The following is a 13,155-nucleotide window of genomic DNA, read 5'->3' as shown; positions in this document are numbered from 1 at the left end:
GTAAGGAATGATTCATTTAATCATTCGTAATTAGGAACTCGTAATTGAACAACTATGAATTGGGGAAAAGGAATTATTATCGGAATGGTACTGTTTATGGGATTCATCATTACCCTGGTGACGATCATGATGCGGCAGAAAATCGACCTCGTGCAGGAAGATTATTACCAACAGGAATTGCTCTACAATCAGCAATACGATGCGGAATCAAACTACCTGAGTGCTCAAAATCCGATTGAAGTCGGGACGCATGCTGATACTTTATTGCTGCATTTTCCGGCTGATTTTCAAACGGGAAAAGCAATGATTTTGTTGCAGCGTCCCAACAACAAGAACCAGGATCTTTCATTTGCCATTGATGCAGGCGAGCAGGTCAAAATTCCACTCAAACATAGCGAGAAAGGGCAATTCAAGTGCATTATTTCCGGGGTTTACCGCGGAAAAGAGTATCAAATGAGTCAACAGATTGCCTTATGACGTTTTACCTGAGTTTGTTTCTGCTGGGACTGGCCGGTTCGTTTCACTGCATGACGATGTGCGGACCAATTTCCATGACGCTGCCCCTGAACCGCCGGTCAAACGGAACGCTGATCCGCGGAATTCTCCTGAATAACTCCGGAAGAATTGTCACCTACAGCTTACTGGGGCTCGTTTTCGGAACAATCGGTTTTTCGCTGGGTATTTTCCGTTTTTTCCAGGTGGCAAGTATCCTTTTCGGTCTCGCATTGATTGTGCTGGCCTGGCGCCGGAAATGGATCAACAAACTGGAATTCAGAAACCGGAGTTTCAACCAGTGGACTTCACGGAATATGGGCAAATTGCTTCAGAAAAGAGGTCCGTTCAGTTTGTTTTTCATCGGTTTGCTGAACGGCCTGCTTCCCTGCGGTATGATCTTTCTCGGACTGGCCTCTTCCCTGCTCGCTTCCAATCCGTGGGAAACGGCTCTGGGAATGAGTTTCTTCGGTTTGGGGACACTTCCGGGAATGATCGGCACGGCCTATTTCGCTCAAAAAATGGGACAATCTTTCCGGGGTAAATTGACACATGTCTATCCGTATTTGCTCACCCTGATCGGAATCCTGGTAATCCTGCGCGGAACCAACCTGGGAATTCCCTATCTCAGCCCGAAAATCGAGACAAAGCAATACACAGCGCATCAGACGGATTACGAAACACTTCACAAACAGGTCATGTGCCATTCCATCAACCAGCAGGAAGAACGCGATTAAAACCGCTCCATCTTCAGCTGGTAATTTTCATCGCAATCCTTTACATCTTTCCCGGATCTCTTCGGGATGTAGAGGATTTTCTTTTTCGACCGTTTGTCTTTCTGTTTAGAGGTCTTGAGATTCGTTGTGACTACAATTTCATCGTAAACTAACGGTATAAACAGCTTTCCCTTGTTATCAATAAAACCGAATTTCGCATCCCGCATAACCAGCGCATAACCGCAATACAAATCGTTGAATTTCCCGACACTGTCATACATCCTGGTCCATTCCGGAGCTCCCGGCATTTTTTTCGCCTGAATGACGGTTGATTCTTCGTTCTGCTGATCATCCGCATAGCCTAAAACCACGGTGGTCGGTTTGGGTAAAGACATTGTATCTGCCTGTGATTTCAGTGACGCATTTTGCGTATGCAGATCAACCATTCCATAAGAGCGCGCTCCGGAATGACCGGAAAGCACATTCAGATTGGTGTTTGATACCACCCGGGCTGCAGACTTCGAATCTGTTCCGGTTTCCACACAACTGTCAGAAGAGTGAATAAGTGATCTTTTATCTCCTGAAAAGGCTGGTTGACCGGTTGATGCATGTTCTGCTGCTAGTGACTGTTTCGGCGGTGAAACCTCCGCTTGGTTTTTATTTTCCGTGTTCGCTTCCGTTTGTTCGCGCTGTACCCAATAAACAATTCCCACCGTTGCTGCAATGGTTAAAACTGCTGTGATGGTAAACTGTTTGATCCGCAGGTTCCGGAAATACATTTTCCCGGTCTGCTGTACCATAACCCGCTGTGAAGCCCGTTTTGCCGCAGCCTGAACCAGCTGATGCAATTCCAGTTCTTCCCGAAGGCTTGCATTGGTTGCCAATTCCTCTTCAAAAGCGGTTTTTCCTTCTTCGGAAAGTTCGTTCTGCAGGTAACGCTCTATGAGTTGATTCCAATTTGTTTCCATGTCTTATAATTGAATTGGTTCAACCTGTAGTTCATGTTCATTGATCAGCTCCTTAGCTTTCTGCAAGCAGCGGTATTTCTGAGCCTTGGCAACTTTGTCGTTACGCAGACCGATTTTTTTCGCGATATCCACCATATTCCATCCCAAACCGTAAAACAACTGCAGTAACTCCTGGCATTGAGCACCCAGCTTCCCCAAAGTAGATTCTACCTCACGGATTTTCATTTCTTTTTCCATCCATTGCTCTTCGGGAGCAGGAAGTTCTATCTGTAATTCGGTGGTTCCGGTTTTCTGCTCTTTACGCGCCTGGTTGTACCAAAGCAGTTTGCAGGTATTCCTGACATAAAAGAAAGGTTCAACCGTCAGTTCGAAATCGGAAGATTCCCTTTTCCGGACATAAATCAGCAGTGCTTCCTGGAAAATATCTTCCGCACTCAGTGAATCACAACCCAGGGTCTTCAGGAACTTCCGGATATCCGGCCATTTCCGATAGAGTTGTTTCAATTCCTGTTGTATGTCTTTGCGTTCAATCATGAAGCTGTTTTGATTCTAATGTGGCAAAAATGAAAAGGTAAACAATATTCATTCAAAAATTCAAAATTGACAATTCAAAATTGAAAAGGGAGAAGGGATCTTCGACTACGGACATTACGAATTAAAAAGTAAAAGATGACTGAGCAGAGTCGAAGGCAATCTTTTTTTCAATGAATAGACACTCAAAACGGGATTTTTTTCGTTCATTTAGAGCATTAAACGAACCCAACTCATTCTGAATGAAGTATTTTATCACTATCTTGTTTTTGGCTCCGCTGACTTTACTCGGACAATTCGAAGAAGACTCCGTGATTGAAAAATTCGTCGAAAGACACATTTATTTTGATAAAACCAAACAGTACGACTCCCTTTTCCTGAATGGTCAGAATTTCCTGAAATATAACCGGAGAGCAGCAAAAGAACACCACATGGATTATTATATGATCGAAGCAGCTTTCAAAATGAAAGATTACACGTTCGCGCTCAAACAATCCAGAAAATTCATTCCCGATCTGTATCTCGTAATAAGAAGAACACGGGAAACTTTTGATAAGAATATAAGGTATCAATGGATCTGTTTCAAACTCGCAGATTATTACGATCAAACGGGAAATTACCGGAAGGAATACCACAACTTGTCATTGATCAACCGGAAATTCAATTACTTGTATTGTGGAAATGGAAGGATCGGCTGGCAAAATAACCTGTATAACCGCATGATTGAGTGCTCCGACAAACAAGGCAAAACACAGCGTGTTAAGCGTCTCAAGAAAAAACAGGAGGCTTTTAAACAAAGAGCATAACCTCCGGGATATTTCACCACAAAGGCATAAGGATTTTTTACCTGTAAAACCAAATAATACCTTATATAATCTGCGGAAAAAATCAAAACACATAGCATTCATCTGCGGAAATCCATGCAATCTACGTGAAACAAAACCACATAGATCACATAGTACACATAGATTTTCTATATAGTCTAATCAATCTGCGTCATCAGCGAGATCGTTCGACTGAACTCACGACGAAGTCCGCGGGAACCAAACCAATAGCCTGAATCTTTAAAATTCCTTAATTCTCACCCAACACGCATCCGTTACATTTGATTTTTAGGTATCTTTTATGAAAACAAATGTTATGGATGTTGTTGATAATATTGAACTCACTTACTTAAGCATCTCCGATTACGAAGCCCTGAAAGAAGCCATGGTTGAATCTTACACCGGGCTGGCAAATCCATACTGGACCAGAAAACAGGTAGAAACACTGATCAATCAATTTCCGGATGGACAGGTTGCCATCAAAGTGAATCACCAAATTGCAGGCGTGGCGCTTTCCATCATTGTGGATTCATCGAAATACGAGCATTTACACACTTACAAACAGATTACCGGAAATTATACCTTTAACACCCACCGCCCGGACGGGAACATCCTCTACGGAATCGATGTATTCATCAAAAAGGAATTCCGCGGACTGCGATTGGGGAGACGTTTGTATGATTACCGGAAAGAACTCTGTGAGAAACTCAACCTAAAAGGAATTGCCTTTGGAGGGCGCATTCCGAATTACCATCATTATGCGAAAGACATGTCGCCGAAAGAGTATATTGAAAAGGTAAAACGCAAAGAAATTCACGATCCGGTGCTTGATTTCCAGATGTCGAATGATTTTCACCCTTCCAAAATTTTGAAAAACTACCTCGAAGGGGATGCACACTCGAAAGACTATGCCGTACTGCTCGAATGGGACAACCTGTATTACGAAAAGAAAAGCGAGGCTCCGAGCGCGATCAAAACCGTTGTCAGACTGGGATTGATCCAGTGGCAGATGCGCCCCTACTCCAACCTCGAAGGCTTGATGCAGCAGGCTGAATACTTTGTCGATGCCGTTTCGGGCTACCGATCCGATTTTGCGTTGTTTCCCGAGTTTTTCAATGCGCCGCTGATGGCTGAAAACAATCACCTTTCGGAACCACAAGCCATTCGTGAACTGGCAAAGTATACGCAGGAAATCGTGCAACACTTTTCCAAACTGGCAATCAGCTACAACATCAATATCATTACGGGAAGCATGCCGGAAATCCACCACGACCGCCTGTTCAATGTCGGTTACCTGTGTCACCGCGACGGACGAATCGAACGCTTTGAGAAAATCCACGTTACTCCCGACGAAGTAAAAATCTGGGGAATGGAAGGCGGAAACCACATCCAGGTCTTCGATACCGACTGCGGAAAAATAGGCATCTTGATCTGTTACGATGTCGAATTCCCGGAACTGAGCCGTTTGCTGGCAAATGAAGGGATGGATATTCTCTTCGTTCCATTCCTGACAGATACGCAAAACGGGTATTCCCGGGTGCGCAACTGTGCCCAGGCACGCGCCATTGAAAATGAGTGTTATGTGGCAATTGCCGGAAGCGTCGGAAACTTGCCGAATGTACACAACATGGACATCCAGTATGCACAATCCATTGTATTCACCCCCTGTGATTTCGCGTTTCCATCCAACGGGATCAAGGCAGAAGCTACCCCGAATACTGAGATGATCCTGATTGCCGATGTAGACATTACCCTGTTGCGCGAGTTAAATCAATTCGGTTCGGTGCGCAACCTGCGGGACAGAAGAACGGATATTTTTGATTTGAAGAAAAAACGGAAAAAGAATGACCTGTAACTAATTACGAGTTCCTAATACCGATTTTTTTTACATTTTGACTTTAGAATTGTGAATTCAGAAATTCGGCATTCGTAATTAAAATGGTCTTATTATTGTACAAAGCCCCCTCAAACAAAAACATGAAAAATATCGTTACATTACTACTTCTTTTTCTCGCATCAAACAGTGTGAATGCGCAAGAAGTCTATTCTGTCGACTATGAGTCCCAGGCCGATGTCAAAGTGTATGTTGTGCAGTATGAATCACAAGCCGATTTGAAAGTCTACAAAGTAAAATATTCGTCCCAGGCAGGCAACAACGACGGCAAATGGTTCTTTACCGATTACCAGAGCCAGGCGAAAAAAACCGTTTACTTTGTCAATTATGAAAGCCAGGCAGATCTGAAAATCTTCTTCGTCGAATACGAAAGTCAGGCGGGCTGGGTAAACAATAGTAAGAAACCACTGATGTATTAATTGAAAATTGAAAAGGTAAAATTGAGAAGACTTTTCAATTTTGAATTTTGAATTCTCCATTTTCAATTAACTTCGTGGCATGTCTTGGCTAAAGAACCTGGTTAAATACTATTTCAGCAAACGCATTCACCGCGATAAATTGCATCCGTCTGTTGGAATTCAGCAACGCGCATTGATGCAGCACTACCTCATTGCACGGGAAAACAAGCAAATTCCGGATTTTCGAACCACCGGGTTCAAGGTGTTTTCCCAATTCGAAGAGGACGGTTTATTGCTGTTCCTGTTTTCGTTGATTGGTGAAGGGAGCAAAACCTTTATTGAAATCGGTGCAAATGATGGGATCAACAGCAACTGCAGTAACCTGGCGGTACATTTCGGCTGGTCGGGATTGTTTTTCGAAGGCGATCCGAAACTGATCAAACGCGGCGAAAAATTCTATTCCAAAATCCCGACTCCTTACCATCCGAAGCCTCAGTTTATCCAGGCCATCATTCAACGCGAAAATATCAATCAACTGATCGAAAAAACCGGTTTATCGGGCGAAATCGAACTGCTTTCCATCGACATTGACGGAAACGACTATTGGGTTTGGGACGCACTGACAATCGTGCAACCTAAAGTCGTAGTGATTGAAACACATACCGAATTCGGAACGGAAAACATCGTAGTGCCTTACGACAAGGATTACATGTATCCCGGAAAACATCCAATCTACCACGGTGCAAGTGTGGTTGCCATGAACAAACTCGCTGAGAAAAAAGGCTACCGCTTAATCGGAGCCAGTGATCTTGGAATTAATCAACTATATATCCGAAAAGACTTACTTTTGGATGAACTTCCGACGATCTCTCCTGAATCAACTTTGTGGCATCCGAAGGCAAAAGCCGGACAAGCAAAGTTCCATGAAATCAAAGATTGGGAATATTTAAAAGGATAGATTATGGAAACACTTTTTTCAAAAGAAGCGTTGGATAAAAGCATCGAACGCATTCAAAAAATTCAACCAAACCAGCAGCCGCTTTGGGGAAAAATGAATCCCTCGCAAATGCTGGATCACTGCAGCGAAACGATGAAAGTTGCGCGCGGTCAAAAACATCTGGATCGTATTTTCCTGAGCTACATCATGGGAAGTTTGATGAAGAAATCGTTCTACAACGATAAACCGATTCCTAAAAACAGTCCTACACATAAGACATTTATCATCACATCCACTTCTGATTTCGAAAAGTCCAAAAAAGAACTGATTGATCATTTGAGCGCTTTCCAGGCTGGCGGAATCCAAAAATGCACGGATGCCCCTCACTCTTTCTTCGGGAAATTAACTAAAGAACAATGGGGAATGGGAATGTATAAACACCTGGACCACCACTTACAACAATTCGGAGTATAACATGGAATTTATAGATCAGGCACTAGACGATTACTGCTGCGAACACACAACAGCGGAATCTGCATTATTGGCAAAACTGAACCGCGATACGCACGTCAACATTTTACAACCCCGCATGTTGAGCGGACATTTTCAAGGGCGTTTACTGAGTTTACTCTCTAAAATGATCCGTCCGGAACGCATCCTGGAAATCGGGACATATACCGGCTATTCGGCACTTTGCATGGCAGAAGGATTAACTGAAACCGGGAAAATCATCACCCTGGATATCAACGCCCAACTGGAAGATTTTGTACGTTCCTACATTGCTGAAAGTGATTATGCCGCCAAAATAGATTACCGCATCTGTAATGCCATGGAAGAAATTCCGCAACTGGATGAGCAATTCGACCTTGTTTTCATCGACGCGGATAAAATGAACTACATCCATTATTACAACCTGGTATTCGATAAGGTAAAACCGGGCGGATATATTTTCTCAGATAACGTATTGTGGTCGGGAAAAGTGGTTCAGAAAGAAGGAAAAATCGACAAAGACACGCAGTTATTGAAAGATTTCAATGATTTGATTCACAAGGATCCGCGTGTGGAGAATATCCTGCTTCCGATCCGCGACGGGATTATGATTGCACGGAAGAAATAATGCAAAATGATTCAGTTCAAAATGCAAAATGGTTGAAACTTTATTTTGCATTTTGAATTTTAGACGCTTTTACGTCGGGCGGACAACTACTTTTTCTTTTTCCAGTTCCACGTCATTCGCTTTGCTTTTCGTTACAAACTTCCCTTCCTTGAATTCATAGGTCAGCAAATCATAACCACCGTACTGCGTGCTGACTCCTTCATTTTTGAACGGAAGCGCAATTTTTAAAATCCCGGTGAATTCTTTCCCGTTGATATACAAATCGTGTGTTTCCAGGTTTTTGAGGAACTTGCTGTATTCCAAAAACACTTCGTCCGTTTCCACCTTCCTGCGGTCTGCTACGTAATAATGAACCACTTTAAACGTGTTCTTGTTATCAATTCGTTTGGGGAGTGCTTTGGTTGTCAGCAGCAATTTCTTCTTTTCCGTCACAATATTTCCGGGACAAATACTAAAATAGCTCTTCCCTACCTTCTCTTCTTTACAATCAGCCTGGGCATGAACCACATTGGAAGTCAATAACGTGATAAAAAAGATACTCAAAGAGTAAAACAAAACGCGCATTTTCATGAATTCAACATTTGATGTACTAAATGTAACGATTAATCGCAAAACAACGTATTCGGGGATGCTAAGGAATGTGAAAATAATGCCTAATGCCTAATGCCTAATGCCTAATGCAAAAATATTTGAAACTAGAAACTCAACATTCGTAATTGTAATTCGTAATTGTAATTCGTAATTGTAATTCGTAATTGTAATTCGTAATTGTAATTCGTAATTGTAATTCGTAATTGTAATTCGTAATAATCAAGATAAAATCACAAAAAACAGTAACCTTTTCGCGTAAATTACGATATAGTCTTTTGGGCATAATCTTTGCCTGTCAGAACTGTATTTTAGAAAGCATATGTGGAAGAACTACTTATTTATTACAGGAATTACCCTTATTTCCATCCATTCTTTACATGCACAGGAGGAGGATCCGTCTTGCCTGCCTCCGTCCAAAAAAACACAAAAATATATTGAGGCCGGGAAAAACGCCCCCGATGCCAAAACGGCTGCGGAAAACTTCAGCAAGGCTATGGAAGCTGAGCCGGACAATGCGGCGGCTTACTTTGAATTCGGGCTTTATGCCTACAATTCAGGTCTGAAAGCCTATGAAACCATTGCCAATCCGGCAACCGGAGACCGCAGTTTCCAGCGGGCGGAAGAATTGCTTGAAAAAGCAGCAGAATTGTGCCCGGATTACCATTCCGATATGTATTACTATCTCGGTGTGATCAATTATACGCAGGAACAGAAGGATATCGCGAACAAGTGGTTTGAAAAATTTGTCGCGTTCAAGCATTCGGACAATGCCCGTTATGGTGCAACATATACCAAGCAGCTAAGTGACGTAAAGGCACTCCTGGCAACTCAGAAAGAAGAAAAAGACATGTTCAGCAACCCGGTTCCTTTCAACCCGAAAAAAGTTCCGAACGTTTCTACGGCAAACGATGAATATTTCCCGATGATTTCCCCGGACAACCTGTTGATGTTTTACACGCGCAAGCAGGATTTGAAAAACCTCGGAGATATGGTTTCCAACATGCAGGAGGTGTACACCTACTCCAACCACACCGGCGAAGGACTTTCTTTCGACGGAGGAAAACCATTCCCGAAACCATTCAATAACGGAACCTTCCAAAGCTACGGAGCAGCAACCATGTCGGTGGATAACAAGGAAATGATCATCTGCGCCTGTAAGAAGACCGATGTGAAAGGTCAGCCTTACATGAACTGTGATTTGTATTCGACTACGTATCAGAAAACAGGACCGAATCCGGCGGATTATCAGTGGACAGAACTGGTGAACATGGGACCGAAAATCAATACTGCCGACGGCTGGGAAGGACAACCTTCGCTTTCAGCAGACGGAAATACGTTGTTTTACACGGCGAACCGCGCAAGTACAAAAGACAACGACGTGTTTATCGTGAAGCGAAATGCCGACGGAACCTGGGGAGCACCAAGACCTTTTGACGAAATCAATACAGCCGGGAAAGATAAAAGCCCGTTTCTGCACCAGGATAGTGAGACGCTTTACTTCGTTTCGGATGTTTCAGACAGCCGCAAAGGAGTTGGCGGATTGGATATTTTCTACATGCGTGAAGAGGAAAACGGAACCTGGAGCAAGCCGAAAAACATCGGCTACCCGATCAACTCCAAAGAAGACGAATTGGGAATTTTCGTTTCTACCGACGGGAAACTCGCTTATTTCTCTTCCAAACAGCAAGGAAACTGGGATATTTACGGATTTGAGCTTTACGAAGAGGCCCGTCCGAAACCGGTCACGATTATCAAGGGAGATTTGACCGATCCGGAAGGAAAACCGATTGAAAATGCAACAATCGAGGTATCATACGAAAACTCTGAAAAAGTAGACCAGGTGCGCGTAAACGGAAACGACGGAAAATTTGCGGTAGTCGTGAAAACGGAAAAACCGCAGGATGTGATGCTTTCCGTGAAAAAAGAAGGTGCGGCATTCGATTCAAAACTGATTACCAAAGAGGAAATCACGAAGAAAGAAAATCAGTTCAACAACAAACTGGAAGTAAAAGAATTGAAAGTGGGCGAAGCTTACACGATCAATGACATTTTATACGATTACAACTCCGATGTGCTTTCGAACAAATCGAAGTTCATTCTGCGCGAATTTGCACGCTTCCTGAAATCCAATCCGACCATTAAAATCATGATCCAGGGACACACGGATAGCGACGGTGACGATGCGAAAAACCTCGACCTCTCTGACCGACGTGCAAAAGGAGTGAAAAGCTACCTGGTTTCTCTGGGAATTGATGCGGATCGGTTGGAATCAAAAGGTTACGGAGAATCAAAACCAAAAGTTGCAAACGATACAGCGGAAAACAAAGCCAAAAATCGTCGGACAGACTTCCTGATTCAGGGAATGTAGTTTAAAGGTAAAAGTCAGAATTGAAAAGTGATAAGAAAAAAGTCGGGGAAATCCCGACTTTTTTATGTTGTATTCATACAAATGCTGGTTCAAAAACGGCACTTCGATAGTCACAAGCTCTACAAGTTGATCGTCGCTTTATTCCTCGTACCTTGTCACTTCTCACCTTTTCAATTTTCAATTCATGACGTTTCCGTCAGAATCACTCGAAGCGGCAGGGAAAGAAGCTCAACCAATCAACGGTTTATCCCTTTTCAATTTTTCACTTCTCAATTACATGCTACTGGTTCACCACCTTAAACGTCGTGCGGCGGTTCTTCTGGTGCAGTGCTTCGCGCTCGGCTTTCACTTTGAATGCTTCAATGTACGCTTCTGTCAATAAAATTGGTTTTCCGTTCGCATCCAAAACAGGTTTCTTATCCGGCCCGTACAATTGGTTCGGCTGCGTTTCACCATATCCTTTCGGAATCAGTCGAGCCGGGTCAATTCCTTTCGAAACGAGGTAATCCACACATGATTTCGCCCTGCGCTGCGACAAATCCAGGTTGTAAATGTCTTTCCCCCTGGCATCGGTGTGTGAGTTGATTTCTACCGAAATGTTGTTGTTCAGCTCCAGGAATTCGAACAATTTATCCAAAATTGCCTGGGAAGCCGGTCTGAGTTTATCCGAGTTAAAGTCGTATTCAATCCCTTCAATTTCAATTTCATCCTGTGGAATCGGTTTCAGGTAAAAATCACGGGTAATCGATGTGGTCTGCGTAATCGAATTAGTATTCAAACTCGTTGCATCTGCAAAATAATTGATTTTCTGTGCCTTGATAAACAATTCAATTCCGTAGGAGAGTTCTTTCTCATAATACCCGTTCGAATCCGTTACAATCGTATACGGAGGGAAAACACCGCGCACATCTTTGAACGTCAGCTTGGTATTCGGAAGAATGGCTTCTGTTTCCTTATCGTAGGTGTAACCGCTCAGGTAAATGTGAATCGGTTCATTGACGACTTCGTAAATATCGTAACAGCTTCCACCCTTACACGGCTCTCTGTCGCTGGAAAAGAATCCTTTCGACAAACGGGAATCCCACATCATGTATGCATCATCCTTGCTGGAATTAATCGGCATTCCAAGATTTACAGGTACACTAAACGCTTCGTTTTCGCGGTCGTAAAGCGATTTGAAAATATCCAGTCCACCCATGCTTCCGTGTCCGTTCGACGAAAAGAACAAGGTCGACGAAACCTCGTGGAAAAACGGGGTCACCTCATCCTGATCCGAATTTACCAATGATCCGAGGTTTTCAGGCTGTCCGATCGTATTTCCCATAGAATCGATCGCAATCTTCCAGATGTCCATTCCTCCTAATCCTCCCGGCCTGTTGGAAGAAAAGTAAAGTGTTTTTCCATCCATCGATACATACGGCTGAATGCTTTTGTAGCCGGGATAATTCACCGAAGAATCCAGCTTGTACGCTTCGAAAAACTTGAAGTTGATCATCCGCGCCAGGTAAATGTTCTGCTCCGTGCGCTTTTCTTCGCTCCAGCGGGTGTAGAAAATCACGTTATTGTTGTTAAACGAACCCGCTCCGTCATTCTGAGCGCTGTTCAATGGTCGTCCGAAATTTGTCGGTGCAGACCAGGTACTGTCTTCTTTCAATTCGACCCAATACAAGTCGCACAAATACTCCGATTTCTGTTTTTCCGGGTTCAGGATCACTCCGCCTGCCCGCGCAGAAGTAAACATCAGTTTTTGATCCTGGTCAAAATACATCGTGGCAAAATTCGCTGTTCCTTTGTTAAAAGTTGCCGTATCCGCCATCTTGACGCTCACTTCAGAAGGTTTTTCGCGTTCTGATTTCGCCAGGTGACACCCCGTCATGGAAACCTGAGCCGCATGAATCAGCTCATCATCTGCCTGGGGAGAACGAATGTAATCTTCAAACCGGGAAATGGCTTCGTCGTACTTATTATTATTCATCAGGCTCTGAGCCAGGTAATACCCGTCATGCGGATAAGCCTTTTCGTCTGCCGTACTGGTCAAATGCTTTTCTGCATTCGGATAATCGTGGATGCGGTAATAACACCACGCCACCTGGTGGTGCAGGTATTGTTCCAGGGTTACTTTTAGCGTACTGTCTACCACCACATTGGCTTTAGAAGACAATTTCCGGTTGGTGATCTGTACTTCATACGGATATACCATCGTGGAATTTGCCACTGAATCGGACAAAGCCAGTTTGTATTGCTCCACCGCATTGACGTAGTCCAGTTTACTGAAATACTCGTCTCCCAGATAGATAAACATTTTCTTTGATTGCGCCA

General features: G+C 43.5%; 13 protein-coding genes. 9 read left to right on the top strand and 4 right to left on the bottom strand.

All coding sequences use genetic code 11. The features are described from left to right. The first annotated feature begins 54 nt into the window (after positions 1-54). Both ABDV94_RS01760 and ABDV94_RS01755 read left to right on the top strand, forming a co-directional pair. Positions 55-477 carry a FixH family protein gene (locus ABDV94_RS01760; RefSeq protein WP_343604244.1) on the top strand — a complete coding sequence of 141 codons (423 nt, stop codon included), beginning with the start codon at positions 55-57 and terminating at the stop codon, positions 475-477. Then, positions 474-1,229, top strand: a complete 756-nt coding sequence (locus ABDV94_RS01755; RefSeq protein ID WP_343604243.1) for a sulfite exporter TauE/SafE family protein — start codon at positions 474-476, stop codon at positions 1,227-1,229. The genes ABDV94_RS01760 and ABDV94_RS01755 overlap by 4 nt, the downstream gene beginning before the upstream one ends. Here ABDV94_RS01755 and ABDV94_RS01750 read toward each other — a convergent pair. Together ABDV94_RS01750 and ABDV94_RS01745 are read right to left on the bottom strand one after the other, a co-directional pair. Then, the gene (locus ABDV94_RS01750) at positions 1,226-2,176 is read right to left on the bottom strand and encodes a WG repeat-containing protein (protein ID WP_343604242.1); all 951 of its coding nucleotides are present in this window, start codon (positions 2,174-2,176) and stop codon (positions 1,226-1,228) included. The genes ABDV94_RS01755 and ABDV94_RS01750 overlap by 4 nt on opposite strands. Positions 2,177-2,179: 3 nt before the next feature. Continuing rightward, complete coding sequence (locus ABDV94_RS01745; protein ID WP_343604240.1) at positions 2,180-2,710, bottom strand: sigma-70 family RNA polymerase sigma factor; 531 nt, start codon at positions 2,708-2,710, stop codon at positions 2,180-2,182. A gap of 239 nt (positions 2,711-2,949) precedes the next feature. Here ABDV94_RS01745 and ABDV94_RS01740 point away from each other — a divergent pair, with 239 nt between their 5' ends. The 6 genes from ABDV94_RS01740 to ABDV94_RS01715 all read left to right on the top strand — a co-directional run bounded on the left by ABDV94_RS01740 (position 2,950) and on the right by ABDV94_RS01715 (position 7,877). After that, complete coding sequence (locus tag ABDV94_RS01740) at positions 2,950-3,513, top strand: hypothetical protein (protein ID WP_343604238.1); 564 nt, start codon at positions 2,950-2,952, stop codon at positions 3,511-3,513. 334 nt (positions 3,514-3,847) lie between these two features. Further along, positions 3,848-5,386 (top strand): carbon-nitrogen hydrolase family protein, encoded by a 1,539-nt coding sequence (locus tag ABDV94_RS01735; protein WP_343604237.1) that lies wholly within the window; start codon positions 3,848-3,850, stop codon positions 5,384-5,386. 122 nt (positions 5,387-5,508) lie between these two features. Further along, the gene (locus tag ABDV94_RS01730; protein ID WP_343604235.1) at positions 5,509-5,844 is read left to right on the top strand and encodes a DUF6150 family protein; all 336 of its coding nucleotides are present in this window, start codon (positions 5,509-5,511) and stop codon (positions 5,842-5,844) included. 79 nt (positions 5,845-5,923) lie between these two features. Beyond that, a complete protein-coding gene (locus tag ABDV94_RS01725) occupies positions 5,924-6,781 on the top strand; it encodes a hypothetical protein (protein ID WP_343604233.1) in 858 nt (285 codons plus the stop codon). Between the two features lie 3 nt (positions 6,782-6,784). Further along, positions 6,785-7,234: a DUF1569 domain-containing protein gene (locus tag ABDV94_RS01720; RefSeq protein ID WP_343604231.1), complete on the top strand. Its 450-nt coding sequence runs from the start codon at positions 6,785-6,787 to the stop codon at positions 7,232-7,234. A gap of 1 nt (position 7,235) precedes the next feature. Further along, positions 7,236-7,877, top strand: a complete 642-nt coding sequence (locus ABDV94_RS01715) for a class I SAM-dependent methyltransferase (protein ID WP_343604229.1) — start codon at positions 7,236-7,238, stop codon at positions 7,875-7,877. 69 nt (positions 7,878-7,946) lie between these two features. On the opposite strand, the gene ABDV94_RS01710 is transcribed toward ABDV94_RS01715, so the two are convergent. Beyond that, complete coding sequence (locus ABDV94_RS01710; protein WP_343604227.1) at positions 7,947-8,447, bottom strand: hypothetical protein; 501 nt, start codon at positions 8,445-8,447, stop codon at positions 7,947-7,949. A gap of 340 nt (positions 8,448-8,787) precedes the next feature. Between ABDV94_RS01710 and ABDV94_RS01705 the strand changes: the two genes are divergently transcribed. Beyond that, positions 8,788-10,836 carry an OmpA family protein gene (locus ABDV94_RS01705; protein ID WP_343604225.1) on the top strand — a complete coding sequence of 683 codons (2,049 nt, stop codon included), beginning with the start codon at positions 8,788-8,790 and terminating at the stop codon, positions 10,834-10,836. 280 nt (positions 10,837-11,116) lie between these two features. On the opposite strand, the gene ABDV94_RS01700 is transcribed toward ABDV94_RS01705, so the two are convergent. Beyond that, positions 11,117-13,138: an OmpA family protein gene (locus ABDV94_RS01700; RefSeq protein ID WP_343604223.1), complete on the bottom strand. Its 2,022-nt coding sequence runs from the start codon at positions 13,136-13,138 to the stop codon at positions 11,117-11,119. Positions 13,139-13,155: the final 17 nt, after the last annotated feature.

This window comes from Fluviicola sp. (assembly GCF_039596355.1).
Classification (GTDB): Bacteria; Bacteroidota; Bacteroidia; order Flavobacteriales_D; family Crocinitomicaceae; genus Fluviicola.
This window is presented reverse-complemented; position numbering and strand designations above follow the sequence as displayed.

Excerpts from the sequence above, each read along its gene's own strand:
- ABDV94_RS01760 (WP_343604244.1), top strand. The coding sequence starts at position 55 with ATGAATTGGGGAAAAGGAATTATTATCGGAATGGTACTGTTTATGGGA.
- ABDV94_RS01755 (WP_343604243.1), top strand. The coding sequence starts at position 474 with ATGACGTTTTACCTGAGTTTGTTTCTGCTGGGACTGGCCGGTTCGTTT.
- ABDV94_RS01750 (WP_343604242.1), bottom strand. The coding sequence starts at position 2,176 with ATGGAAACAAATTGGAATCAACTCATAGAGCGTTACCTGCAGAACGAA.
- ABDV94_RS01745 (WP_343604240.1), bottom strand. The coding sequence starts at position 2,710 with ATGATTGAACGCAAAGACATACAACAGGAATTGAAACAACTCTATCGG.
- ABDV94_RS01740 (WP_343604238.1), top strand. The coding sequence starts at position 2,950 with ATGAAGTATTTTATCACTATCTTGTTTTTGGCTCCGCTGACTTTACTC.
- ABDV94_RS01735 (WP_343604237.1), top strand. The coding sequence starts at position 3,848 with ATGGATGTTGTTGATAATATTGAACTCACTTACTTAAGCATCTCCGAT.
- ABDV94_RS01730 (WP_343604235.1), top strand. The coding sequence starts at position 5,509 with ATGAAAAATATCGTTACATTACTACTTCTTTTTCTCGCATCAAACAGT.
- ABDV94_RS01725 (WP_343604233.1), top strand. The coding sequence starts at position 5,924 with ATGTCTTGGCTAAAGAACCTGGTTAAATACTATTTCAGCAAACGCATT.
- ABDV94_RS01720 (WP_343604231.1), top strand. The coding sequence starts at position 6,785 with ATGGAAACACTTTTTTCAAAAGAAGCGTTGGATAAAAGCATCGAACGC.
- ABDV94_RS01715 (WP_343604229.1), top strand. The coding sequence starts at position 7,236 with ATGGAATTTATAGATCAGGCACTAGACGATTACTGCTGCGAACACACA.
- ABDV94_RS01710 (WP_343604227.1), bottom strand. The coding sequence starts at position 8,447 with ATGAAAATGCGCGTTTTGTTTTACTCTTTGAGTATCTTTTTTATCACG.
- ABDV94_RS01705 (WP_343604225.1), top strand. The coding sequence starts at position 8,788 with ATGTGGAAGAACTACTTATTTATTACAGGAATTACCCTTATTTCCATC.
- ABDV94_RS01700 (WP_343604223.1), bottom strand. The coding sequence starts at position 13,138 with ATGTTTATCTATCTGGGAGACGAGTATTTCAGTAAACTGGACTACGTC.